Genomic DNA, 24,031 nt, shown 5'->3' on the forward strand with positions numbered 1-24,031 from the left:
GTGGTGATGAAGTTGACCGCGCCGAGGATGGTGCCGAAGCCGGAGAAGGCCAGACCCATGATCCACAGGTCGGCGCCGATGCCCGGCGAGCGGACGGCGTCCGACAGCGGGGAGTAGGCGAACCAGCCGAAGTCGGCCGCGCCCTGGGGGGTGAGGAACCCGCCCACCGCGATGGTCGAGCCGAACAGGTACAGCCAGTAGGCGAACATGTTCAGCCGGGGGAAGGCCACGTCCGGAGCGCCGATCTGCAGCGGCATGATCCAGTTCGTGAAGCCGGCGAACAACGGCGTCGCGAACATCAGCAGCATGATCGTGCCGTGCATCGTGAACGCCTGGTTGAACTGCTCGTTCGACATGATCTGCAGGCCCGGCCGGGCCAGCTCGGCGCGCATGAGGAGCGCCATGACGCCGCCGATGCAGAAGAACGCGAACGACGTGACCAGGTACAACGTACCGATGGTCTTGTGGTCGGTGGTCGTCAGCCACTTCACCACGACGTTGCCGGGCTGCTTGCGCCTGACCGGCAGCTCGTTCTCGTACGAGTCCTCAGCTGCGGAGGCACCCTGGGGTTCGTTGAGGATGCTCACAGGACGTTCGACTCCCGGTTCTTCTCGGGGCTCGTTTGCTCGATGCCGGCCGGAACGTAACCGGTCTGCCCGTTCTTGGCCAGGTCCTTCAGGTGCTGCTCGTAGCGCTCCTGAGAGACGACCTTCACGTTGAACAGCATCCTGGAGTGGTCGACGCCGCAGAGCTCGGCGCACTTGCCCAGGAAGGTGCCCTCCTTGTTGGGGGTCACCTGGAACGAGTTGGTGTGGCCCGGGATGACGTCCTGCTTCATCAGGAACGGCACCACCCAGAAGGAGTGGATGACGTCACGCGAGGTGAGGACGAAGCGGACCGTCTTCCCCTCGGGGAGCCAGAGGGTCGGGCCCGGGTTGTTGGTCTGCGGGTTCCGCTCACCGGGGGTGCCGCAGGTGTAGACGCCGCCCGCGTCGGACGGGAAGTCCTTCTTGTACCGGTCCGGGATCGCGGCCAGGTTCTCGTCGGTCTTCGCGTTCCCCTCGGAACCGTCGACCTTCGCGATGTAGTTGAAGCACCAGCTCCACTGGAAGCCGACCACGTTGACCGTGACGTCGGGCTTCTTCTCGAGGCTCAGCAGCTTCGACTCGTCGCGGGCGGTGAAGTAGAACAGCACCGAGACGATGATGATCGGCACGACCGTGTACAGCGCCTCGATGGGCATGTTGTACCGGGTCTGCGGAGGAACTTCGACCTTTGTGCGGCTGCGCCGGTGGAAGAAAGCACTCCACAGGATCAGGCCCCACACCAGCACGCCGGTGGCCAGCGCGGCTGCCCACGAGCCCTGCCACAGGGAGAGGATCCGCGGAGCCTCTTCTGTGACCGGGGTGGGCATACCAAGGCGGGGGAAGTCCTTGTATGTGCAACCGGTGGCGGTCGCCAGGACCAGGCCCGCGGTCATTGCCTGCAGCAGCTTCCGCCGCATCGGGCGCCGCGGCGAGCGGTCGGAGCCGTTGGGACTCACGTAGCGCCTTCCCGAGAGTCTCGCCCGCGCGGTTGGCTGCGGCCTGCCTTCTCGCTGGTCGGTCGCCGCCCTGCGTCGGGCAGGGGTTTGGATGTTTATGCGGACCAAACCCTAGCCGACGCCCTCCGGGGGGTCGCGGGGAGGGTGCCATACGCGCCGCCTGTCACCCCGAAGGGGTGGGGAGGGGTGCCTAATAGGTCGTCAATGCGGGTTGTGTGGCGACTCCGGGCCGGTGGGAGCCGTTCGCGCGGTTCCCTGGACGGCCGGCCCGCGTTCTACCGTTGGTCGTGTGTCCTACTTCGACGCCGCTTCGGCCGCACCCCTGCATCCCGTCGCCCGTCAGGCCCTGTTGGCCTCGCTCGACGAGGGGTGGGCGGATCCGGCCCGGCTGTACCGGGAGGGACGGCGGGCGCGGATGCTGCTGGACGCCGCCCGGGAGGCGACCGCCGAGGCGGTGGGCTGCCGGCCGGACGAGCTGGTCTTCACCTCGTCCGGAACGCGGGCCGTGCACTCCGGGGTCGGGGGCGCGCTGGCCGGGCGTCGGCGGGTCGGACGTCACCTGATCGTGTCATCCGTCGAACACTCCTCGGTACTGCATTCGGCCGAGGTGTTCGAGGCGGAGGGCGGGACGGCGACCCGGGTGCCGGTGACCCGGACCGGCGCGGTCACCACCGAGTCGTACGCCGACGCCCTGCGGTCCGACACCGCCCTCGCCTGTCTGCAGTCGGCCAACCACGAGGTCGGGACCGAGCAGCCGGTGGCGGCCGTGGCCGAGCTGTGCCGGGAGGCGGGCGTTCCGCTGCTGGTGGACGCCGCCCAGTCGTTGGGCTGGGGTGCGGTGGAGGGGCCCTGGTCGCTGCTGACCGGCAGCGCGCACAAGTGGGGCGGGCCGCCCGGGGTGGGCGTGCTCGTGGTGCGCAAGGGGGTGCGGTTCGCCGCCCAGGGGCCCGTGGACGAGCGGGAGTCGGGGCGGGCGGCCGGGTTCGAGAACCTTCCTGCGATCGTGGCCGCGGCGGCCTCGTTGCGGGCGGTGCGGGCGGAGGCGGCGGCCGAGGCGGCGCGGCTGCGGGAGCTGACGGCGCGGATCCGCGCGCGGGTCGCGGACGTCGTCCCGGACGTGGAGGTCGTCGGGGATCCGCGGCGGCGGCTGCCCGGAATCGTCACCTTCTCCTGCCTGTACGTCGACGGGGAGGCGCTGCTGCACGAGTTGGACCGGGAGGGCTTCTCCGTGTCGTCCGGCTCCTCCTGCACCAGCAGCACGCTGACGCCCAGCCATGTGCTGAGGGCGATGGGGGTGCTCAGTGAGGGGAACGTGCGGGTTTCGTTGCCGTGGGGAGCGGCCGAGGAGGAAGTGGAGAGATTCCTCGCCGTGTTGCCGACCGCGGTGGCGGGGGTGCGGGAGAAGCTCGGGGCGCCCGGGTCGGCGTCCGCGCCGGCGGCCGACGCGCCGGGCGAGGCGCTCGTCGTGGACGCGCTGGGCAGGCGGTGCCCGGTTCCGGTCATCGAGCTGGCGAAGGTCATCGCGGACGTGCCGGTCGGCGGCACGGTCCGGGTGCTGTCCGACGACGAGGCGGCCCGGCTCGACATCCCCGCGTGGTGCGAGATGCGGGGACAGGAGTACGTCGGTGAGGAGCCGGCGGACCGCGGTGCGGCCTACGTGGTCCGCCGGACGTCCTGAGTCAGGCCAGGTGCTTGCGGACCTCGGCGGCGGCCTCGTCGCCGTACGCCTTGGTGAAGCGGTCCATGAAGTGGGCGCGCCGCAGCTGGTACTCCTGGGTGCCGACGGTCTCGATGACGAGGGTGGCGAGCATGCAGCCGACCTGGGCCGCGCGCTCCAGGGAGACGCCCCAGGCCAGGCCGGAGAGGAAGCCCGCGCGGAAGGCGTCGCCGACGCCGGTGGGGTCGGCCTTGCGGTCCTCCTGCGGGCAGCCGACCTCGATCGGGTCCTCGCCGGCCCGCTCGATGCGGACGCCGCGCGCGCCGAGGGTGGTGACGCGGTGGCCGACCTTGGCGAGGATCTCGGAGTCCGACCAGCCCGTCTTGGACTCGATGAGGCCCTTCTCGTACTCGTTGGAGAACAGGTACGTCGCGCCGTCCAGCAGTATCCGGATCTCCTCGCCGCCCATGCGGGCGATCTGCTGCGAGAAGTCGGCGGCGAAGGCGATCGAGCGGGAGCGGCACTCCTCGGTGTGGCGGAGCATCGCCTCCGGGTCGTCGGCGCCGATCAGGACCAGGTCGAGGCCGCCGACGCGGTCGGCGACGGTCTTCAGCTCGATGAGGCGGGCCTCGCTCATCGCACCGGTGTAGAAGGAGCCGATCTGGTTGTGGTCGGCGTCGGTGGTGCACACGAAGCGGGCCGTGTGCAGGGTCTCGGAGATGCGGACGGACCCGGTGTCGACGCCGTGCCGGTCCAGCCAGGCACGGTACTCGTCGAAGTCCGCGCCCGCGGCGCCGACCAGGACCGGGCCGGTCCCCAGCTGTCCCATGCCGAAGGCGATGTTCGCTCCCACCCCGCCCCGGCGTACGTCCAGGTTGTCGACCAGGAAGGAGAGCGAGACCGTGTGCAACTGGTCCGCGACGAGCTGGTCGGCGAAACGGCCGGGGAAGGTCATGAGGTGGTCGGTAGCGATGGAGCCGGTGACTGCGATGCGCACGGCGTGGACTCTCCTGTGGGGAGGTGGATTGACAGTTCACGCTACCCGGTCCACCCGCGCCACTGAAGCAGCCGAAACTACCCGATAGTAGATCTTTCTTCGCGGGCTCAAGCGTGCGTACGGTTCGGCTATGACGAACCTCAAGGTCCACGCCCCCGTCCCGGCCGACCTCGACGGCGGCCTGGCGTCGCTGCGCGGCGACTGCGCCCGGATGGCTCCGCACTGGGCCGCCCCGGAGAAGATCGCTTCCCGCCCGGTCTCCCCGTCACTCATCCACGGCGTGACCGTCCCCGCGACGTCCGCACGACTGCTGGACGCCATGCTCGACCACGGCCAGTAGGGGCCGGGCAGGGAACCTGCCAACGCTTTTCTTCGGTACGGCGCTCGGGAGGGAACCGCGCGCTCCCCCGTCGCGTCCCATCGGCGTCCCCCGTAAAGGGGATGTGGGGTACGACAGCAGGGCAGCCGAAGGAGCGATGCGGTGAACACCGAGCGACCCGATGACGACGACGCCGCGCGCGAGCCGGAGAAGACGGGTTCCGAGGAGTCGACGGCCGACAAGGCGAGGGCCGAGGAGGCGACGCCCGAGGAGACGTCGGCGGGCGAGGCTTCCGCCGCCGAGGCCGCGGCCGGCGCGGCCGACGAGGCCACGGCGGAAGGGGCGAAGGCTCAGGGCGCCGCGGTTCCGGAGAAGGGCGACGCGCCGGAGGAGGCCGGGGCCGGGACTCCGGATGAGGCCGGGGCCGCCGGCTCGGCCGAGGACGCCGGCTCGGCCGAGGACGCCGGCTCGGCGGAGGACGCCGGTTCGGCGGAGACCGAGTTCGAGGCCGCGGCCGAAGGCGACGCCGAAGCTCCGGCGGAGGCCGGGCGTCCCGGGAACGCCGACGAGCCGCACATCACTCCCGCACCCGCATCCGCCTCCGCCTCCACCTCGGTCACCCGCACGGACGCCGCGGCCGATGCCGACGCCCATCCCGACGCCGATGCCGACGAGCCCGTCGTCGCGCAGGCGGCAGACGGCGGGGCCTCCGGGAACTCCCGGCGTCGCTCCCCCGTGCTCATCGCCTCCGTCGCGGCCGCCGTTCTGCTGGTGGCGGGCGGTGCGGCCTACCTCACCTCCGGCGCTCTGGGCGGTTCGGACGCCGGCCCCGGCTCCGGAGCGCCCGCCGGCGACGGCACTCCCGCCGCCCTCGCGCTGGACGACTACTCCGCGGGTCCGGGTACCCCCGAGGGCGGCACCAGCGGTATCGCGCCCGGCGAGCCGAACCCCTACGGGGTGACGTACAGGGCCGACGGCAAGCTGCCCGCCGGGCCCGGCTCCGCGCCGGTGTACTGGGCGCGCGGCGAGGTCACGAAGGCCGAGGTGGCCGGGCTGGCCGAGGCGCTGGGCGTCGAGGGGACGCCGGTGCCCGAGGGGGAGACCTGGAAGGTCGGCGCCGGGAGCGACGGCTCCAGTCCGGTGCTGCGGGTGTACCGGCGGGCGCCGGGCATGTGGACGTTCACCCGGTACGCGCCCGGCACCGACGACTGCACGGGCGGCACCGTCAAGTGCACGCCGGGTCACGTGACCGCGTCGGGCGACCCGGTGAGCGAGGCGGCGGCGAAGAAGGCGGCGGCGCCGGTCCTCAAGGCCGTGGGCCAGGACGACGCCAAGGTGGACGCGAGCCAGGTCATGGGCGCCCAGCGGGTGGTGAACGCCGACCCGGTGATCGGCGGTCTGCCCTCCTACGGCTGGACGACCGGCATCAGCGTCAACGCGCAGGGCGAGGTCGTCGGCGGGAACGGACAGCTGGAAGCGCCGCTGAAGGGCGCCACGTACCCCCTGCTGAGTGCGCAGGAAGCGCTGGACGCGCTGAACGCGGCGCCCGGGTCCGGCCACCGGATGGGCATCGGCGGCTGCGCCTCCCCGGTGCCGCTGAAGGACCGACTGGAGAGTCCGTGCGGCACGGCGACGGCCGCGCAGGGACAGACGGCGACGGTCGAGGACGCGGTGCTCGGACTCGCCCCGCACACCTCGGGCGGGCAGCAGGTGCTCGTGCCGTCCTGGCTGTTCGAGGTCAAGGCGGCGGGAACCGCGGACGCCTACACGGTGACGCAGCCGGCCGTCGAGCCGGCGTATCTGAAGTCCGCGACGACGCCCGCGCCGACGCCGACGCCGAGCGGTACCTCCGAGAAGCGCGACGTGCGGGTGGGCGGCTACACCGCCGAGGGCAGGGAGCTGACCGTGAGCTTCACCGGCGGGGTGTGCTCCGACTACAAGGCGACGGCGACGGAGAGCGGGTCCGAGGTGAAGGTCACCGTGACCGAGACCCCGTGGCGGGACAAGGTCTGCATCATGATCGCCAAGGAGTACCACCAGACCGTGCGGCTGGACGAGCCCCTGGGCAGTCGGAAGGTGGTCGGCTCGGACGGCGGGGCGATCCCGCTGGAGAAGCCGGGGGCCCGACTGCCGGAGGTGCAGTAGCGGCGGCGGACTGCAGCGGCCACGGCAGGCCGCAGCGGCGACGGCTGTGGCGGTGAACACGAAGGCGGCGGTCCCCACGAAGGGGGCCGCCGCCTCGGCGTCGTCCAGGCCGAAGGGCCGGATCGGCTAGCTGAAGGAGTCGCCGCAGGCGCAGGAGCCCGTAGCGTTGGGGTTGTCGATCGTGAAGCCCTGCTTCTCGATCGTGTCGACGAAGTCGATCGACGCGCCGCCCAGGTACGGGGCGCTCATGCGGTCGGTGACGACCTTGACGCCGTCGAAGTCCTTGACCACGTCGCCGTCGAGGGAACGCTCGTCGAAGAAGAGCTGGTAGCGCAGGCCGGAGCAGCCGCCGGGCTGAACGGCGACGCGCAGGGCCAGGTCGTCACGGCCTTCCTGGTCGAGCAGGGCCTTGACCTTCGCCGCGGCGGCGTCGGACAGGATGATGCCGTCGGTGACGGTGCTGGTCTCGTCCGATACGGACATCTACATCTCTCCCGGGTTGTACGGAGACTGCTGGACTGCTTGCCGACGGTTGCAACCGACGGGGCCGCGGATTCATTCCGGGCCGAGCTCTTGTCTTTTCGTTCCCTTCTCATGCTCGCACACGCGATTGCGGACGGAAAACGCCTCACCGGGATTCACGTCACATCGACGCAATGACCATCGTCAAAGTGACGTGAAGCGGGTTATGATAGATAACGTCAATTCGACGAAAAGTAGAAAGGGTGCGTGTCGTGACCACCGCCCAGACCACGGAGCTCGACGTACAGCCGACTCCGCTCGCCCTGTTGCTGCTCGGCCGTGAGGCCGACCCGAAGAGCGAGCGGGGCGTCGAGTGCCCCGGCGATCTGCCCTCGCCCTCCGACCCGGACCTGGTCGAGCGCGCCCGTGCCGCCAAGGAGAAGCTCGGTGACAAGGTCTTCGTGCTCGGCCACCACTACCAGCGCGACGAGGTCATCCAGTTCGCCGACGTCACGGGCGACTCCTTCAAGCTGGCCCGGGACGCGGCCGCCCGCCCGGAGGCCGAGTACATCGTCTTCTGCGGTGTGCACTTCATGGCCGAGTCCGCCGACATCCTGACCTCGGACGACCAGAAGGTGGTCCTGCCCGACCTCGCCGCCGGCTGCTCGATGGCCGACATGGCCACCGCCGAGCAGGTCGCCGAGTGCTGGGACGTGCTGACCGAGGCCGGCATAGCGGACCAGGTCGTGCCCGTCTCGTACATGAACTCGTCCGCGGACATCAAGGCGTTCACGGGCAGGCACGGCGGCACGATCTGCACCTCCTCCAACGCCGAGCGGGCCCTGGAGTGGGCCTTCCAGCAGGGCGAGAAGGTCCTGTTCCTGCCCGACCAGCACCTCGGCCGCAACACCGCCGTGCGGGACATGGGCATGTCCCTGGAGGACTGCGTCGTCTACAACCCGCACAAGCCGAACGGCGGGCTGACCGCCGAGCAGCTGCGCGACGCGAAGATGATCCTGTGGCGCGGCCACTGCTCGGTGCACGGCCGCTTCAGCATGGAGTCGGTCGAGGACGTGCGCGCCCGCATCCCCGGCGTGAACGTGCTCGTGCACCCGGAGTGCCGGCACGAGGTCGTGGCCGCGGCCGACTACGTCGGCTCGACCGAGTACATCATCAAGGCGCTGGAGGCGGCCCCGGCCGGCTCCAAGTGGGCCATCGGCACCGAGCTGAACCTGGTGCGCCGGCTGGCGAACCGTTTCGCGTCCGAGGGCAAGGAGATCGTCTTCCTGGACAAGACGGTCTGCTTCTGCTCGACCATGAACCGCATCGACCTCCCCCACCTGGTGTGGACCCTGGAGTCCCTCGCCGAGGGCAAGCTGGTCAACCGCATCGAGGTCGACCAGGAGACCGAGAAGTTCGCGAAACTGGCGCTGGAGCGGATGCTGGCGCTTCCGTAGCCGGACCCGCGGGGACCCGGGTCACTCCGTCGGCGACAGCCGGTCGGGGTGACCCGGGTCCACGGTGAAGACGGTGCCGTCGGGAGTGAGCACGATCAGCGAGCCCTCGTCGAGGAACACCTTCGCCATGGAGAAGCCGAACGCGGCGACCTGCTCGGCCCTCGCCGAGGACTCCCACAGCAGGGCGCCCGTCCGGACGTCGACGGCGGCGACCCGCCCGGAGGCGCTGGCCGCGAACACCGCTCGGCCCCGCCCGTCGGCGACGGGCGTGCCGGGCTGCTGAAGGGTCGTGGAGGTCTGCCACAGCCGTGCGCCCGTCGCCGGCGAGTGGGCGACCATCTGTCCCCTCGAGTTGGCGAAGCAGAGCACCCCGCCCACCAGCGCGGCCCGGCCTCGGGGGCTGCCCGGCAGCGTCTTCCTGCGCACGGCGCCGGTGTCCGGGTCGATCAGCAGGACCTCGCCGTACGCCCTCTCCTCGGAGCTCTGCAGATCCCGCGGGGGTATCACCCCGAAGACCAGCTCGCCGCCCACGACTCCGAGCGGGCTGACCTCTCCGTCCGGCACCTTCACCTTCCGGACGGCGCCGTCGGCCGGGTCGATGGCGTAGAACACGTTGCGGGTGGTCTCTCCCCCGTCCACGCAGCCGGCGTACAGAAGGCCCTCGAAGCCGTGGAACTGGCAGCTGTAGCCGTCACCGGCGGGCAGGGTCGCCTTCCAGCGGACGGCGCCGCCGCGCATCTCGCGCGCGATCACTCGGTTCCCGTCAGGGGCCAGCAGCAGATCGCCGACGACGGCGCTCTCGACCCTGCCCGTCGGGTGCATCGGGGACGACCAGCGCCGCGCGCCGGTGGCGGAGTCCAGCGCGACGGCGGTGACCGAGTCGTTGCGCGCGCTGTCCATGACCGACTGGCTGATCAGCACGACGTCTTCGTACACCCCGAGGACGAAGCTGTCGTAATCCGACGGCGCCGTACGCGACGGCACGGAGTCGGCGCGCCAGGCGAGCCGGCCCGTCGAGCCGTCGACCCGGACCGGGAGGGTGCTGTTGCCGCCGCAGTACAGGGCACCCGCACCCGCCATGCAGGACACGGAAACGCTGTCGGTCCGGACGCCGCCGCCCAGCGGCTTCGCCACCCCGCTCGCGGCCGTCCCGAACACCGAGGTCCGCCAGGGCTGCCAGCCGTTCGGCAGGGGGTCCCAGCGGGAGGACTCGTCGGCGGTGCTGTTCGACGCCTCCGACTTCTCGCTCCTCGCGAACGGGTCGAACAGGAACCAGCCGGTGAGCGCCATGGCCAGGACGCCCGCCACCCCGGCCAGGACCGGCCACCGGCGCAGCCGGGAGCGGCGGCCCGGGCGGGACGGGGCGTAGACCGGGCCGGGTTCCTCGCTCGGCGCGGGCGCGGGCGGCAGCCGCAAGGTCACCGTCTGCGCGTCGCCCTCGGCTGGTTCGGGCAGCGCCTCCGCGAACTGCTGAGCCAGCGTGCCCAGTTCGGGCCGGTCGCCGGGCTCCTTGGCCAGGCAGCGGGTGAGGACCGAGCGCAGCGGCTCGGCGACCGCGTCCACCGCGGGCTCCTCGTGCAGCACCCGCCACGCCGTGAGATACGGACTGTCCGCGTCGAAGGGGCCGCGTCCGGTGGCGGCGAACACCAGCAGCGCGCCGAGGGAGAACACGTCCGAGGCGGGGCCGACCGAGCGGGCGTCGGTGAACTGCTCGGGCGACATGAACGGCGGGGTGCCGATCGCCTTGCCGGTCTCGGTGAGCGTCTGGTTCTCCGCCGCCCGGGAGATCCCGAAGTCGATGACGCGGGGCCCGTCGTGGGCCATCAGGACGTTCCCGGGCTTGAGGTCGCGGTGGACGACCCCGGCCCGGTGGATCTCCCGCAGGGCCTCCACCAGCCCGAGGGCGAGCCGGCGCAGTTCCGCGCCGCGCAGCGGGCCGTGCTCGCGGATGCGGGCGGAGAGCGCGGGGCCGGGCACGTACTGGGTGGCCATCCAGGGCCGGTCGGCGTCCGGGTCGGCGTCCACGACCGGGGCGGTGAAGGCCCCGCTCACCCTGCGGACGGCCTCGATCTCCTGGCGGAAGCGGGCGCGGAAGACCGCGTCCTCGGCGTACTGGGCATGCACCACCTTGACGGCGACCTCACGCCCCGAGCGCGACCGGCCGCGGTAGACGACGCCCATGCCTCCGGCCCCGAGCCGGTCGACGATCCGGTATCCGCCGAGTGCCTTCGGGTCGTCCTTGTGCAGCGGCACCGCTCCGATCCCCCTCCCGCGCAGAGCAGTTCAGGTACCCAGCATATGGAAAGCGGAGGGGGAGGAGGGACCCGGGAAGGCGACAGGACGCGATGGGGACAGGACGGGGACAGAAGGGGGGAGCCCCTCGCCACCGGCCGGTGCGGACGCCCCCGCCACCGGCCGGCGCGGATGTCCTCACTCGACCCTCGGACGCACCAGCCCCGACTCGTAGGCGATCACCACGAGCTGGGCCCGGTCGCGCGCCCCCAGCTTGGCCATGGCCCGGTTGACGTGCGTCTTCACGGTGAGCGGGCTGACCTCGAGGCGCTCGGCGATCTCGTCGTTGGAGTGGCCCCCGGCGACCTGCACGAGGACCTCGCGCTCGCGCACGGTGAGAGCGTCCAGCCGGTGGGAGCGGGTGGGGTCGTGGTCGTCGTCCGCGCCTCCCTGGGCGAGGAAGCGGGCGATCAGGCCCTTGGTCGCGGTCGGCGAGAGCAGCGCATCCCCGCCGGCGGCGATCCTGATCGCGCTGAGCAGTTCCTCCGGCTCGCTGCCCTTGCCGAGGAAGCCGGAGGCGCCGGCCCGCAGCGACTGCACGACGTAGTCGTCGACCTCGAAGGTCGTCAGGATGACCACGCGGACGTGTGCGAGGGAGGGATCGGCGCTGATCAGGCGGGTCGCGGCCAGTCCGTCCGTACCGGGCATGCGGATGTCCATCAGGACGACGTCGGCGCGCTCCCGCTGGGCCAGCGCGACCGCCTCCGCGCCGTCGGACGCCTCGCCGACCACCTCCATGTCGGGCTCGGAGTCGACGAGCACGCGGAACGCGCTGCGCAACAGGGCCTGGTCGTCGGCGAGCAGGACGCGGATGGTCATACGAGATCCTCTGCGGTGCCGGGCGCTGCGGTCCGGGTGCGGGTCTTGACCGGCAGGACCGCGTGGACGCGGAAGCCGCCCCCGTAGCGCGGACCGGTGGTGAGGGTGCCGCGCAGGGCGGTGACGCGTTCGCGCATGCCGAGCAGACCGTGGCCGCCGCCGGCGGGCGGGGTCTCCTCGTCCGCCGGACGCCCGTCGTCGAGGACGGTGACCTCGATGTTCGGTCCTACGCGCACGACGCTGACCTCGGCCTTCGCCTCGGCTCCGGCGTGCTTTTGGACGTTGGTCAGGGCTTCCTGGATGACCCGGTAGGCGGCCAGGCCGACGGCGGCGGGCAGCTCGGTCTCGTGGTCGGTGCGGGCCACCTCGACCTGGAGTCCGGCGTTGCGGAAGGTGCCGGCGAGTTCGTCGAGACGGTCCAGGCCGGGGGCGGGCTCGGTGGGGGCCTCGGGGTCGCCGGACTGGCGCAGCAGTCCGACGGTGGCGCGCAGTTCGTTGAGCGCGGAGCGGCTGGCCTCGCGGACGTGCGCGAGGGCCTCCTTGGCCTGGTCGGGCCGCTTGTCCATGACGTGCGCGGCGACTCCGGCCTGGACGTTGACCAGGGCGATGTGGTGGGCGACGACGTCGTGCAGGTCGCGGGCGATGCGCAGGCGTTCCTCGGCGACCCGGCGGCGGGCCTCCTCCTCGCGGGTGCGTTCGGCGCGCTCGGCCCGGTCCCGGATGGCCTGGACGACGGCCCGTCGGCTGCGGACCGCGTCCCCTGCGGTGGCGCCGATGCCGGTCCAGGCGAGGATGCCGAGGTTTTCCTGGGCGTACCAGGGCATCGGTCCGGCGAGCATGGCCGCGCCGGTGAGGACCGTCATGGTGATCAGTCCGGCGCGCAGGGTGGTGGGGCGGTCGGTGGTGGCGGCGACGGTGAACAGGGCGATGACGGCGGACATGGCGACGGGCGCGCGGGGGTCGCCGGTGACCGACTCGATCACGGAGGCGGCGCCGGTGAGGGCGAGGACCGTCATGGGGGCGCTGCGGCGGAAGACGAGGGCGACGGCGCTGAAGGTCATCAGCAGCAGGCTGAGCGGGTCCGGGCTGTGGATGCTCCAGGTGACCCTGTGCTCTCCGTGCGGGCCGACGAAGGAGCCCGCGAGCATGCAGAGCAGCACGCCTGCCGCGAGGCCCGCGTCGCAGGCGAGGGGGTGGGCCTTCAGCCGGCGCCGGGCTTCAGCGAGGGAGGTCACGTCCGGGTCACTTCTCGAGTACCGTCGCTTTCCGTGCCGTGGCTGGGGGCGCGGCGGTGCCCGGACCCCCTTCGGCCCGTGGGGGCCTCGTACCCGCTCGTACCCGGGAATTCAGCCCGGGATCAGGCCGTCGTCGCTCAGCATCTCCCGGACCTCCTCCAGGCTCGCGTCCGGGGCCGGGAGGATGAGCTCGGAGGGTTCCAGGGCGTCGTCCGCGAGGGGGTCGCCCAGACGTCGGACGGCGTCCAGGAGGGCGCCGAGGGTGCGGTGGAAGCCTTCCTCGTCGCCGCTCTCCATGTCCGCGAGCAGCTCGTCGTCCAGCTTGTTCAGTTCGACGAAGTGGGAGTCGGCCAGCTTCCACTGGCCCTCCCCCATGATCCGCACGATCATGTCGCTCTCCTCGGCTCCGGTCCCCGGCGCCGGCTACTGCTTGTCGAAGCGCGGGGTGTCCTGCGGCTGCTGCTGGGACTGAGGCCGGCCGGTGCCGCCCTCGATGGCCTGCTGCCCCGAGGACGGGCCTCCGGCGAGTTCCGCCTTCATGCGCTGCAGTTCCAGCTCTACATCCGTACCACCGGACAGCCGGTCCAGCTCGGCCTGGAGGTCGTCCTTGGCGATGCCGGTGGGGTCGTCCAGCGCGCCGGAGGCCATGAGCTCGTCGAGGGCGCCGGCACGGGCCTGGAGCTGGGCGGTCTTGTCCTCGGCCCGCTGGATGGCCAGGCCGACGTCGCCCATCTCCTCGGAGATGCCGGAGAAGGCCTCGCCGATGCGGGTCTGGGCCTGGGCGGCGGTGTAGGTGGCCTTGATGGTCTCCTTCTTCGTGCGGAAGGCGTCCACCTTGGCCTGGAGGCGCTGCGCCGCGAGGGTGAGCTTCTCCTCCTCGCCCTGGAGCGTGGCGTGCTGTGTCTCCAGGTCGGTGACCTGCTGCTGGAGCGCGGCACGGCGGGAGAGCGCCTCGCGGGCGAGGTCCTCACGGCCGAGCGCGAGCGCCTTGCGGCCCTGGTCCTCCAGCTTGGTGGACTGCGACTGCAGCTGGTTCAGCTGGAGCTCCAGGCGCTTGCGCGAGGTCGCGACGTCGGCGACGCCGCGGCGGACCTTCTGCAGGAGTTCCAGCTGCTTCTGGTACGAGTAGTCGAGGGTTTCGCGCGGGTCCTCGGCCCGGTCAAGGGCCTTGTTCGCCTTCGCGCGGAAGATCATCCCCATACGCTTCATGACACCGCTCATGGGCTTCGCGCGCCCCCTTCTGACGGACTCCGGCTCTCAGGTCTGCGACAGAACCCACAGTACGGGCCCTGCATCCATTGACGCACTGTTCGGGGACGGATGCGCTCCTCCCCAAGGACGACTGACCGGGCCCCCGCTCCGGCGTGAGGAGTAGGTGACCCTCAGGGTGAGCGGTAGGTCACCCTGCGCCCCCCTTCCTCTTGTCTTGCCCGGTCTGTCCCTTCTACAGACGACCGGTGTTGCCGGATCGTTCCCGTCCGGGCTGGGGTCCATGCCCGGGAGCGCTTACCCTTGGGTTTTGTGTTCCGTAGCCGTGCCAAGGAAGAGAAGGCCCCCGCCGACGCGGTGGTGACCGACTCCAAGCAGACCCGCGACCCGCAGGCGAAGAAGGGTCGGCCCACGCCCAAGCGCAGTGAGGCCCAGTCCCAGCGTCGCAGCGTCGCCAACACGTCGATGTCGCGCAAGGACGCGGCCAAGCGCCAGCGCGACGAGCGCCGCGCCCAGCTGGACCGTCAGCGCCAGGCGCTGGCCGGCGGGGACGAGCGCTATCTGCCGGTCCGCGACAAGGGGCCCGTGCGCAAGTTCGCGCGCGACTTCATCGACTCGCGGTTCAACGTGGCGGAGTTCTTCCTGCCCATGGCGGTGGTCATCCTCGTGCTGAGCATGGTGCGGGTGGGCTCGCTGCAGACCATCGCGCTGCTGCTGTGGCTGGTCGTGATCGTGCTGATCGTGCTGGACTCGTTCGTCACCGCGTTCCGGCTGCGCAAGCAGCTGGCCGAGCGCTTCCCCGAGCAGAACCGCCGCGGCGCGGTGGCCTACGCGCTCATGCGCTCGCTGCAGATGCGCCGGCTCCGGCTGCCCAAGCCGCAGGTCAAGCGTGGAGCACGGCCCTGAGCACTGAGGCTTTCTCCGGGGGGGCGGCCGAGGCCTGGCTGAGCAGGCTGGGCGGGCTGCGTGACGTCGTACGTCAGGAGCTGGTGGCCCGGCAGCTCGACGAGCAGATAGCCGGGCGTTATCCGGTCGGGCAGCGGCTGCGGGTGCTCGACGTGGGCATGGGCCAGGGCACGCAGGCACTGCGGCTGGCCCGGCTCGGGCATCAGGTGACCGGTCTCGAGCAGGACGCGACGATGGTCGCCGCGGCCCGTGCGGCCCTGTCCGGCGAGCCCGAGGGCATCCGCGAGCGGATGCGGATCATCGAGGGCGACGGCCGGGACACCGGGGTGCACTTCCTGCCCGGCAGCTTCGACGTGGTGCTGTGCCACGGCGTACTCATGTACGTGGAGGAGCCGGACGCCCTGCTCGCGGGGCTCGCCCGGATGCTGGCCCAGGGCGGCCTGCTGTCGCTGCTCGTGCGCAACGCGGACGCGCTGGCGATGCGGCCGGGCATGTCCGGGGACTGGGCGGGCGCGCTGGGCGCCTTCGACACCGTCTCCTACCGCAACCGGCTGGGGCTGGACGTCCGGGCGGACCGGCTGACGACGCTGACCGACACGCTCGCCGGGATCGGGGCGCCGCTGCAGGCCTGGTACGGCGTGCGGGTCTTCACCGACACGGCCGTGGACGGGGCGGAGATCCCCGACGACGTCGAGACCCTGCTGACCGCCGAGGAGCGGGCCGGACGGACCGACCCCTACCGCCAGGTGGCGGCCCTGCTGCACCTGTGCGGCGTCCGCGGCTGAGCGGACGCGCGGGCGGGCGTTCCGCGGAAGCGCGCGGGAGGCTTCCGCTCGTTCGGGTGAACGGCGGACGGGGTGGCCGTGGACCGGCCACCCCGCCGAGCGACTAGACCTCGTTGGCCTGCAGGCTCATCGGACCGTAGATCTCGGTGGAGTCCTCGAAGAGCCGAACCTGTTCGGCCCCGCCCTCGAGAAGGTCCTTCCACACTTCCCCGATCCAGGACTCGGCGTCCCCCTGCGTGGTGAACTCCTCGGGCTGCACCGCGGGTTGGACCTCCGTCCCGTCGGCCTTCTCGAACCGCCACGTCCATGCCGCCATGTACGCCTCCCAGCTGTGACCACGTGCAGAGCAGAAGCCGGATCGCGATCCGGCTTCTGCTCTGCAGCCTAGCCGGATGCGCAAGACCCGGTCGGACAGGCGAAAATCAGCTCCGTGGAAGTCACTCTGCTCGGTACCGGCGCCCCGGCGGGCCTGCCCCGCCCCGACTGTTCCTGCGCCGTGTGCGCGACCTCGCTCGGCGCGCACGCGCGGGCCGCGACCGCGTTGCTCATCGACGGGGCCCTGCTCCTCGACCTGACTCCGGGTGCGGCGTTCGCGGCCGCGCGGGCGGGGCACTCGCTGGGCGGGGTGGGCCAGGTCCTGCTGACGCACCCGCACGACGGCCCTCCGGTGGAGGTGCCGGCCGGGCTGCCGCAGCCCGCCCGGGTGCCGGACAACCAGGAGTTGTCGTTGCTGACGGGGCATCGGGTGCGGGCGGTGCCGATGGACGCGCCGGGCACCGGGTACGAGGTGACCGGCCCGGACGGGCAGCGGCTGCTGTACCTGCCGCCCCGGGGCGCGCCGGCGGGTCTGGAGGGCTCGGAGCCGGCGGAGCGGTACGACATGGTCCTCGCGGATCTCGTGGGGCGGCCGGACGCGCTGGCGAAGCTGCGGGCGGTCGGCGCGGTGGGGCCGACGACCGACGTGGTCGCCGTCCATCTGGACCACGAGGTGCCGCCGGGCGCGGAACTGCGGCGTCGGCTCGCGGCGGCCGGGGCGCGGGCGGTGCCGGACGGCTCGACGCTGACGGTGGGGGTGTACGAGGACGTGCCGGACGTGCCGAGGCGGACGCTGGTGCTGGGCGGGGCCAGGTCCGGGAAGTCGGTCGAGGCGGAACGGCGGCTGGAGTCCTTCCCCGACGTGCTGTACGTCGCCACCGGCGGCACCCGGGGCGGCGACACCGAGTGGGCGTCGCGGGTCTTCGCCCACCGGGAGCGACGGCCGGGGTCGTGGCGGACCGAGGAGACCTGCGACCTGCTGCCGCTGCTGACCCGGGACGGCGCGCCGCTGCTGATCGACTGTCTGTCGCTGTGGCTGACGGACGTCATGGACTCCGTCGGGGCGTGGGACGACGCGGTATGGGCGGACGGCGGTGAGCGGGCGCTGCGCTCGCGGGTGGCGGAGTTGGCGCAGGCCGTGCGCTCGGCCCGGCGGACCGTGGTGCTGGTGTCGAACGAGGTGGGCTCGGGGATCGTGCCGGCCACGGCGTCGGGGCGGCGCTACCGGGACGAGCTGGGGCGGCTGAACGCGGCGGTCGCCGACGAGTGCGAGCAGGTCGTGCTGGTGGTCGCGGGGCAGGCGCTGGTGCTGCGCGGGTGAGCGGCCGGCGCCGCCCGTTCAGCGGCGTCGCGCGACGATCCGGTACGCGTTGGAGAAGCGGGTGCGGCGCAGGACCGGGGCCAGGAGGTGGTCGAGGGCCGCGGCCAGGGCGACCAGCGGCGCGGCCGCCCGCGGCAGAGGGGTGCGGTTCGCACAGCTGGGCGGGGTGGGCCAGGTCCTGCTGACGCACCCGCACGACGGCCCTCCGGTGGAGGTGCCGGCCGGGCTGCCGCAGTCCGCCCGGGTGCCGGACAACCAGGAGTTGTCGTTGCTGACGGGGCATCGGGTGCGGGCGGTGCCGATGGACGCGCCGGGCACCGGGTACGAGGTGACCGGCCCGGACGGGCAGCGGCTGCTGTACCTGCCGCCCCGGGGCGCGCCGGCGGGTCTGGAGGGCTCGGAGCCGGCGGAGCGGTACGACATGGTCCTCGCGGATCTCGTGGGGCGGCCGGACGCGCTGGCGAAGCTGCGGGCGGTCGGCGCGGTGGGGCCGACGACCGACGTGGTCGCCGTCCATCTGGACCACGAGGTGCCGCCGGGCGCGGAACTGCGGCGTCGGCTCGCGGCGGCCGGGGCGCGGGCGGTGCCGGACGGCTCGACGCTGACGGTGGGGGTGTACGAGGACGTGCCGGACGTGCCGAGGCGGACGCTGGTGCTGGGCGGGGCCAGGTCCGGGAAGTCGGTCGAGGCGGAACGGCGGCTGGAGTCCTTCCCCGACGTGCTGTACGTCGCCACCGGCGGCACCCGGGGCGGCGACACCGAGTGGGCGTCGCGGGTCTTCGCCCACCGGGAGCGACGGCCGGGGTCGTGGCGGACCGAGGAGACCTGCGACCTGCTGCCGCTGCTGACCCGGGACGGCGCGCCGCTGCTGATCGACTGTCTGTCGCTGTGGCTGACGGACGTCATGGACTCCGTCGGGGCGTGGGACGACGCGGTATGGGCGGACGGCGGTGAGCGGGCGCTGCGCTCGCGGGTGGCGGAGTTGGCGCAGGCCGTGCGCTCGGCCCGGCGGACCGTGGTGCTGGTGTCGAACGAGGTGGGCTCGGGGATCGTGCCGGCCACGGCGTCGGGGCGGCGCTACCGGGACGAGCTGGGGCGGCTGAACGCGGCGGTCGCCGACGAGTGCGAGCAGGTCGTGCTGGTGGTCGCGGGGCAGGCGCTGGTGCTGCGCGGGTGAGCGGCCGGCGCCGCCCGTTCAGCGGCGTCGCGCGACGATCCGGTACGCGTTGGAGAAGCGGGTGCGGCGCAGGACCGGGGCCAGGAGGTGGTCGAGGGCCGCGGCCAGGGCGACCAGCGGCGCGGCCGCCCGCGGCAGAGGGGTGCGGTTCGCACAGAGCGCGGCGGCCGCCGCCAGGTCGTGGGGGGTGTGGGCGGCCCTGCGGTCCGCCACGACGATCTCGCAGCCCTGCGCCTCCAGTTCGGTCAGGAGGTTGGCCAGCGGGAAGAAGTGGAGGTGGCGGGGCTGGTCGTAGGAGTGCCACCACTTGCCCAGGACACGGGCCGACGCGCTGGCGGGGTCAGGGAGTTCCAGCAGGAGATGGCCGCCCGGGCGCAGGGCCGTCAGCGCCGCCGCGAGCTCCCGTCTCGGGTCCCGGGTGTGTTCCAGGTGGTTGAGCATGCTGACGACGTCGTAGCGGCCGCGCAGCCGGGACAGCACCTGAGGGGCCGTCAACTGGCCCACGTGGGCTTCGTCGAGCCGGCCCGCGGCCCTGGCCCGCTCCGCCCGCCGGGTCGGGTCCACCCCGTCGAACGCCGTGTAGGCGAACAGTCGCCTGGCCGCCACGGGGAAGCGCGCGTCGCCCGTCCCGACGTCCAGCCAGCTCTCCGGTTCGGGGAAGGGCAGCATCGCCCGGGCCGTGGCCTCCAGGCGTCTGCGGCCGGCGCGCCGGTCCTCGTCGGCGGTGTAGAGCTGCAGTCCCTCCACGGTCAGGCGCGGGTTCTGGAAGGCGTGCTCGCAGTCCTCGCACTCGTCGAGGACGAAGGTGCCCGGCCTGCGGTGGCGCAGATCCGGTGCGCGCAGCAGGGTGCGCAGGCTCCTCGAGCCGCACCAGGGGCAGTCGTCGCGGCGCGGCTCGTGGACGGGCCTGAGCGGCATGAGCGGCTCCGTTCGATGGCAGGGAGAGCGAACGACGATATGCGACAAATCGGAACGTATGGGATCGCGATCCTCGGTGCAATGACGTCGTGCGGGCGTGGTGGCGATGTGACGCGGAACCGTTCGATCGGTGCCGGTACTGTTCGGCGAATGAGCTCGCTTAATCTCGACGACTTCACCGATCTGATCGAGCGCCCCGACGGCGGGACGCGCCGTGACGCGGAGGCGCGCAGGGAGCGTCAGATCGTGCCGCCCGGATCGCTGGGGCGCCTGGACGACCTGGGCGAGTGGCTTGCGGCGGCGCAGGGTTCGTCGCCCGTGCGACCGATCGAGCGGCCGCGGGTGGTGCTGTTCGCGGGCGACCACGGCGTCGCCGAGCTCGACGTCTCCGCCCGACCCGCGGGCAGCGCGGCGGAGTTGGTGCGGGAGGTCCTGCAGGGGGGCCGTCCGGTGTCCGTGCTCGCGCGTCGGCTCGACGTGCCGGTGCGGATCGTGGACATGGCCCTGGACTGCGACCCGGAGACGTTCCCGCAGGACGTCGTGCGCCACCGGGTGCGCCGCGGCAGCGGCCGCATCGACATCGAGGACGCGCTGACGCTCCAGGAGGCCGAGGCGGCCTTCCTCGCGGGCGTGGCCGTGGCCGACGAGGAGGCCGACTCCGGCACGGATCTGGTCGTGCTCGGCGACGTCAGCGTGGGCGGCACGACGGCCGCGGGGGTGCTGGTGGCCGCACTGTGCGGGACCGACGCGTCCGTGGTGACCGGACGCGGCGGCGAGGCCATCGACGACCTGGCGTGGATGCGCAAGTGCGCCGCCATCAGGGACGCGCTCAGGCGGGCGCGGCCGGTGCTCGGGGAGCAGCTGCAGCTGCTGGCGACGGTGGGCGGGGCCGACCTCGCGGCCATGACGGGCTTTCTGCTCCAGTGCGCGGTACGGAAGTTGCCGGTCGTCCTGGACGGCGTCGTGGCGGCCGCCTGCGCGCTCGTCGGACAGCGGATCGCGTTCCGGGCGCCCGACTGGTGGCTGGCCGGCCACAAGAGCGGTGAACCGGGACAGGCCAAGGCACTCGACCGGATGGCGCTGGAACCGCTGCTCGACCAGGGCGTGAAGGTCGGGGAGGGCGCCGGGGCGCTGCTCGCGCTGCCGTTGGTGCGGGCCGCGGCCGCGCTGGCCGCGGAACTTCCCGAGAAGCCGGAGGCGTCCGACGAGAAGGACGCGGGTTCCGTGGCGGAGCCCGCGGCGGACTAGGCCGCCGGAGCAAAAGGGACAGGCGGCTCCAAAAGAGCGGTTTTTCGGAAGTGCACCCATATGATCACCGATCATGGGCAACACCCGGGGCGCCGCCGCCTTCGCCGTCTGGTACCTGCGGGCCGTCGCGTTCGTCAACTTCCTCAGTGCGGTGTGGGTCTCCCTGGGGCAGGACGTGCGGCGGCACAACCAGGAGAACCTCTTCACGCCGTACCTGCTGACGGCCGGTTTCGCGTCGGGGGCCTTCACCGCGTTCCTGGCCGTGACCATGGGGCGGCGCAAACGGGCCGCCTGGATCCTGAACCTCTGTCTGAGCGGCGCGTTCCTCGGGCTGTTCGCGCTGGCCATGGCGTTCCCGGAGATCCGGCGCCACCCCCAGAACTGGGTCTCGCTCGCGCTGACCGCCGCCTTCGTCGCCGCGCTGCTCGCCGGGCGGCGGGAGTTCTACGCGAAGGGCGACCGGTCCAACCCCGGACTCGCCGCGGCCGTCGGGGCCGGCGGGCTGCTGGCCGCGTCGCTGCTGGCCGCGCTGCTGGTGACGGTCACCGACCGGGCGTCCGCCCCCTCGACCTTCCTCGAACGCTGGCGCTACGGCGCGCTGCGGCTGGTCTCCGTCGCCGCCGACGACCACCGCAGCGCCGGCATCACCACGCCCACCTGGGTCGACGTCGCCGTCAACGTGCTGAGCACGGTGCTCGTCCTCGCCGTCCTGTACGCGGCCTTCCGCTCCCGGCGGGCCGTCGACCCGCTCACCGAGGACGACGAGAAACGGCTGCGGGAGCTCCTCGACCGGCACGGCGAGCGGGACTCGCTCGGCTACTTCGCGCTGCGGCGGGAGAAGAGCGTGCGCTGGTCGCCGACCGGGAAGGCGGCCGTCGCCTACCGCGTCCTCGGCGGGGTGTCGCTGGCGTCCGGGGATCCGCTCGGGGATCCGGAGGCGTGGCCGGGAGCGATCGAGCCGTGGCTCGCCGAGGCGCGGGCGCACGGCTGGATCCCGGCGGTGATGGGCGCGAGCGAGGAGGCCGGGACCGTGTACGCCCGGCACGGGCTGGACGCGCTGGAACTCGGGGACGAGGCGATCGTCGAGGTCGCCGGGTTCACCCTGGAGGGACGCGCGATGCGGACCGTCCGCCAGGCCTGCAACCGGGTGCGGCGCGCCGGGTACACGGTGCGCGTACGACGGCACGAGGACATCCCGGCCGACGAGATGGCGCACCTCGTGCGACGCGCCGACGACTGGCGCGACGGGGCCACCGAGCGCGGGTTCAGCATGGCGCTGGGCCGGCTCGGGGACCCGCGGGACGGCCGCTGCGTGATGCTGGAGTGCGCCGACGGCCGGGGTGAGCTGCGGGCGCTGCTCTCCTTCGTGCCGTGGGGACCGCACGGGCTGTCCCTCGACCTGATGCGCCGGGACCGCGGCTGCGACAACGGCCTGATCGAGTTCATGGTCATCGAGCTGCTCCGGCGTGCCCGGGAGCCCGGGGAGCTGCGGGTCTCCCAGGTCTCGCTGAACTTCGCGGTGTTCCGCTCGGTCTTCGAGAGGGGCGCGCGACTGGGCGCCGGGCCGGTGCTGAGGCTGTGGCGGTCGCTGCTCGGGTTCTTCTCGCGCTGGTGGCAGATCGAGTCCCTGTACCGCGCCAACGCCAAGTACCGGCCCATCTGGGAGCCGAGGTTCCTCCTCTTCGAGAAGAGCGCGGACCTGCCCCGCATCGCCGTCGCGGCGGCGCGGGCCGAGGGGTTCCTGGAGGCTCCGGGGCTGCCGAAGTGGCTGCACCGGCGGCAGCTGGAGACCCACCGGTGACGCGCCTCGCCCGCTGGGCCCGCGCCGAGTGGGGGCCCTTGTACACGGCCGTGCGCGATCCGCTGGTGCGACGGCGGTGGCGGGCGGCCCCCATGACGCTGGGGGCGGTCTGCCTGACGGCGGCGGCCCAGGTCGTGCAGAACCAGTCGTGGGGCTACCGGCCGGTCCAGGGCCTCGGGGCGGTCCGGGCCGAGGACCCCCTGTCGCTCGCCCTGCTGCGCACCCCGCTGTCGCTGTTCGTCCCGGCGTTGGACCTGCCGGTCTGGGGCGCCCTCGCGCAGGTCCTGCTGGTGTTCGGGATCGCGGAACTCTGCCTGGGCTGGTGGCGGACCCTCGTCATCGCCTATGCCGCCACCCTCGCCGGCACCCTGTACGCGCGCGTGGGCATCGCCCTGGGCCCCGACGGTCCGCTCGGCCTGCCCGCCTCCGACGCCCGGGTGGTGGACACCGGGCCGTCGGCGGCCGTGGTGGGCCTCGCGGTGTTCCTGGGCTGGCGCCACCGCGCCCACGCGACGGCGGCCGCGGTGATCGTCGCGATGGCCGTCGAGGCAGCGCTGAAGGACAACCTGGCGGGCAAGGAGCACCTGGCGGCGATCGCGGCCGTGGTGGCGCTGTGCGGGGCGGCGCAGGCGCGCCGGCGTCAGCTCCGGTCGGCGGATCCGGTGAGTTCGGCGTCCGTCTTGCCGCCGAGCCAGTCGCCCACCAGCCGGCGCGGGCGGGCCCAGCGGCGGTCGTGATGGTAGGCGCGCAGCACCGCCTTGGCCCGTGCCCGCGGGCGCCGCCCGTAGAACCGGCGCGCCCACGGCGATCCGGGGCGGGCCAGCCGGACGAGGCCGATGAGACCCACGAACGGCACGAACACGCTGAAGACGGCCATCTTGATCTTGCCCTTGGACAGCACGGCCAGCGAGAAGAGGAAGTTGGCCGCGACGGTCGCGAGCACGCTCCCGCGGTCCTGCAGCTCCTCGTCGCTCATGTCGTTGACGCCGAACGGCGCGAAGCCCACCAGCAGCAGCCCGACCAGCGCCGCCGTCAGGACCACGGCCTCCACGCTCTTGCGGCCCGCCTCCGTCCAGTACACGTCGTCCAGGTGCAGGATCAGCGCGAACTCGTCGAGGACGAGGCCCGTCCCGATCCCGAAGACCACCGCGAAGGCGAGCGCCCCGAAGCCGTGCCGGCCGCTCGCCACCGCGCCGAAGCCGCCGGCGACGGTCAGCACGACGCCCGGGACCACGTGGTGGACGTGCACACCGCCGGAGCTGATGTTGCCGAAGGGGCCCTTCCCGGCCCGGATGAGCCGCGTGATCACCCGGGTGATCAGGAAGGTGAGCACGAACGCGGTCAGGGCGAACAGCAGGGGGAGTTTGCCCGGTTCGACGACGTTGCGCTGCAGCCAGTGGCCCATGGCGTCAGTCTTCCGGGGAG

At 72.7% G+C, this 24,031-nt stretch carries 23 protein-coding genes; 11 read left to right on the forward strand and 12 right to left on the reverse strand.

The features are described from left to right. Nucleotides 1–587: cbb3-type cytochrome c oxidase subunit I (locus ACZ7DE_RS04830; RefSeq protein ID WP_470758026.1), on the reverse strand; the 587-nt coding region annotated here is incomplete at its 3' end. Next, on the reverse strand, nucleotides 584–1,543 hold the full coding sequence (ctaC, locus tag ACZ7DE_RS04835) for an aa3-type cytochrome oxidase subunit II (RefSeq protein WP_470758028.1): 960 nt from the start codon (nucleotides 1,541–1,543) through the stop codon (nucleotides 584–586). The genes ctaC and ACZ7DE_RS04830, both read right to left, overlap by 4 nt. A gap of 289 nt (nucleotides 1,544–1,832) precedes the next feature. Here ctaC and ACZ7DE_RS04840 point away from each other — a divergent pair, with 289 nt between their 5' ends. Beyond that, entirely contained in the window at nucleotides 1,833–3,221 is a 1,389-nt protein-coding gene (locus ACZ7DE_RS04840; RefSeq protein ID WP_470758030.1) for an aminotransferase class V-fold PLP-dependent enzyme, read from the forward strand. A gap of 1 nt (nucleotide 3,222) precedes the next feature. Here ACZ7DE_RS04840 and ACZ7DE_RS04845 read toward each other — a convergent pair whose 3' ends face one another. Further along, entirely contained in the window at nucleotides 3,223–4,197 is a 975-nt protein-coding gene (locus ACZ7DE_RS04845; RefSeq protein WP_470758032.1) for a carbohydrate kinase family protein, read from the reverse strand. 130 nt (nucleotides 4,198–4,327) lie between these two features. On the opposite strand from ACZ7DE_RS04845, the gene ACZ7DE_RS04850 reads away from it, so the two are divergent. Both ACZ7DE_RS04850 and ACZ7DE_RS04855 read left to right on the forward strand, forming a co-directional pair. Beyond that, complete coding sequence (locus ACZ7DE_RS04850; protein ID WP_470758034.1) at nucleotides 4,328–4,537, forward strand: hypothetical protein; 210 nt, start codon at nucleotides 4,328–4,330, stop codon at nucleotides 4,535–4,537. A gap of 141 nt (nucleotides 4,538–4,678) precedes the next feature. Continuing rightward, a complete protein-coding gene (locus ACZ7DE_RS04855; RefSeq protein ID WP_470758036.1) occupies nucleotides 4,679–6,661 on the forward strand; it encodes a hypothetical protein in 1,983 nt (660 codons plus the stop codon). 126 nt (nucleotides 6,662–6,787) lie between these two features. Here ACZ7DE_RS04855 and ACZ7DE_RS04860 read toward each other — a convergent pair whose 3' ends face one another. Then, nucleotides 6,788–7,144: a HesB/IscA family protein gene (locus ACZ7DE_RS04860; protein WP_030794551.1), complete on the reverse strand. Its 357-nt coding sequence runs from the start codon at nucleotides 7,142–7,144 to the stop codon at nucleotides 6,788–6,790. A 251-nt stretch (nucleotides 7,145–7,395) separates the two neighbouring features. Here ACZ7DE_RS04860 and nadA point away from each other — a divergent pair, with 251 nt between their 5' ends. Then, the gene (gene nadA, locus ACZ7DE_RS04865; RefSeq protein WP_470758039.1) at nucleotides 7,396–8,580 is read left to right on the forward strand and encodes a quinolinate synthase NadA; all 1,185 of its coding nucleotides are present in this window, start codon (nucleotides 7,396–7,398) and stop codon (nucleotides 8,578–8,580) included. Nucleotides 8,581–8,601: 21 nt separating this feature from the next. Here nadA and ACZ7DE_RS04870 read toward each other — a convergent pair whose 3' ends face one another. The 5 genes from ACZ7DE_RS04870 to ACZ7DE_RS04890 all read right to left on the reverse strand — a co-directional run bounded on the left by ACZ7DE_RS04870 (nucleotide 8,602) and on the right by ACZ7DE_RS04890 (nucleotide 14,147). After that, complete coding sequence (locus ACZ7DE_RS04870) at nucleotides 8,602–10,833, reverse strand: serine/threonine-protein kinase (RefSeq protein WP_470758040.1); 2,232 nt, start codon at nucleotides 10,831–10,833, stop codon at nucleotides 8,602–8,604. 177 nt (nucleotides 10,834–11,010) lie between these two features. Then, nucleotides 11,011–11,691 (reverse strand): response regulator, encoded by a 681-nt coding sequence (locus ACZ7DE_RS04875; protein ID WP_470758042.1) that lies wholly within the window; start codon nucleotides 11,689–11,691, stop codon nucleotides 11,011–11,013. Further along, entirely contained in the window at nucleotides 11,688–12,926 is a 1,239-nt protein-coding gene (locus tag ACZ7DE_RS04880; RefSeq protein WP_470758044.1) for a sensor histidine kinase, read from the reverse strand. Before ACZ7DE_RS04880 ends, ACZ7DE_RS04875 begins: the two co-directional genes overlap by 4 nt. 111 nt (nucleotides 12,927–13,037) lie before the next feature. Next, nucleotides 13,038–13,316 (reverse strand): PspA-associated protein PspAA, encoded by a 279-nt coding sequence (pspAA, locus tag ACZ7DE_RS04885; RefSeq protein ID WP_470758046.1) that lies wholly within the window; start codon nucleotides 13,314–13,316, stop codon nucleotides 13,038–13,040. Nucleotides 13,317–13,349: 33 nt separating this feature from the next. Beyond that, nucleotides 13,350–14,147 (reverse strand): PspA/IM30 family protein, encoded by a 798-nt coding sequence (locus tag ACZ7DE_RS04890; protein ID WP_470758048.1) that lies wholly within the window; start codon nucleotides 14,145–14,147, stop codon nucleotides 13,350–13,352. A 300-nt stretch (nucleotides 14,148–14,447) separates the two neighbouring features. Here ACZ7DE_RS04890 and ACZ7DE_RS04895 point away from each other — a divergent pair, with 300 nt between their 5' ends. Both ACZ7DE_RS04895 and ACZ7DE_RS04900 read left to right on the forward strand, forming a co-directional pair. Then, nucleotides 14,448–15,041 carry a DUF3043 domain-containing protein gene (locus ACZ7DE_RS04895; protein ID WP_470758050.1) on the forward strand — a complete coding sequence of 198 codons (594 nt, stop codon included), beginning with the start codon at nucleotides 14,448–14,450 and terminating at the stop codon, nucleotides 15,039–15,041. 83 nt (nucleotides 15,042–15,124) lie between these two features. Then, the gene (locus ACZ7DE_RS04900; protein ID WP_470758051.1) at nucleotides 15,125–15,826 is read left to right on the forward strand and encodes a class I SAM-dependent methyltransferase; all 702 of its coding nucleotides are present in this window, start codon (nucleotides 15,125–15,127) and stop codon (nucleotides 15,824–15,826) included. Between the two features lie 103 nt (nucleotides 15,827–15,929). Here the strand turns inward: ACZ7DE_RS04900 and ACZ7DE_RS04905 are convergent, their stop codons facing one another. Continuing rightward, entirely contained in the window at nucleotides 15,930–16,142 is a 213-nt protein-coding gene (locus ACZ7DE_RS04905; RefSeq protein ID WP_470758053.1) for a hypothetical protein, read from the reverse strand. Between the two features lie 114 nt (nucleotides 16,143–16,256). On the opposite strand from ACZ7DE_RS04905, the gene ACZ7DE_RS04910 reads away from it, so the two are divergent. Beyond that, nucleotides 16,257–17,462, forward strand: coding sequence for a bifunctional adenosylcobinamide kinase/adenosylcobinamide-phosphate guanylyltransferase (locus tag ACZ7DE_RS04910; RefSeq protein WP_470758055.1), 1,206 nt, complete (start codon nucleotides 16,257–16,259; stop codon nucleotides 17,460–17,462). A 142-nt stretch (nucleotides 17,463–17,604) separates the two neighbouring features. Beyond that, nucleotides 17,605–18,639 (forward strand): bifunctional adenosylcobinamide kinase/adenosylcobinamide-phosphate guanylyltransferase, encoded by a 1,035-nt coding sequence (locus tag ACZ7DE_RS04915; RefSeq protein ID WP_470758971.1) that lies wholly within the window; start codon nucleotides 17,605–17,607, stop codon nucleotides 18,637–18,639. Between the two features lie 18 nt (nucleotides 18,640–18,657). Here the strand turns inward: ACZ7DE_RS04915 and ACZ7DE_RS04920 are convergent, their stop codons facing one another. Then, entirely contained in the window at nucleotides 18,658–19,557 is a 900-nt protein-coding gene (locus ACZ7DE_RS04920) for a class I SAM-dependent methyltransferase (protein WP_470758057.1), read from the reverse strand. Between the two features lie 150 nt (nucleotides 19,558–19,707). On the opposite strand from ACZ7DE_RS04920, the gene cobT reads away from it, so the two are divergent. From cobT to ACZ7DE_RS04935, 3 genes are all read left to right on the forward strand, one after another. Continuing rightward, complete coding sequence (gene cobT, locus ACZ7DE_RS04925; protein ID WP_470758059.1) at nucleotides 19,708–20,805, forward strand: nicotinate-nucleotide--dimethylbenzimidazole phosphoribosyltransferase; 1,098 nt, start codon at nucleotides 19,708–19,710, stop codon at nucleotides 20,803–20,805. Between the two features lie 73 nt (nucleotides 20,806–20,878). Continuing rightward, on the forward strand, nucleotides 20,879–22,606 hold the full coding sequence (locus ACZ7DE_RS04930; RefSeq protein WP_470758061.1) for a phosphatidylglycerol lysyltransferase domain-containing protein: 1,728 nt from the start codon (nucleotides 20,879–20,881) through the stop codon (nucleotides 22,604–22,606). Beyond that, nucleotides 22,603–23,343: a hypothetical protein gene (locus ACZ7DE_RS04935; RefSeq protein WP_470758063.1), complete on the forward strand. Its 741-nt coding sequence runs from the start codon at nucleotides 22,603–22,605 to the stop codon at nucleotides 23,341–23,343. The genes ACZ7DE_RS04930 and ACZ7DE_RS04935 overlap by 4 nt, the downstream gene beginning before the upstream one ends. Here the strand turns inward: ACZ7DE_RS04935 and ACZ7DE_RS04940 are convergent. Beyond that, a complete protein-coding gene (locus ACZ7DE_RS04940; RefSeq protein WP_470758065.1) occupies nucleotides 23,247–24,011 on the reverse strand; it encodes a hypothetical protein in 765 nt (254 codons plus the stop codon). The two genes, ACZ7DE_RS04935 and ACZ7DE_RS04940, sit on opposite strands and share 97 nt — an antisense overlap. Nucleotides 24,012–24,031 lie beyond the last annotated feature (20 nt).

The organism is Streptomyces sp. NPDC037083, assembly GCF_055606485.1.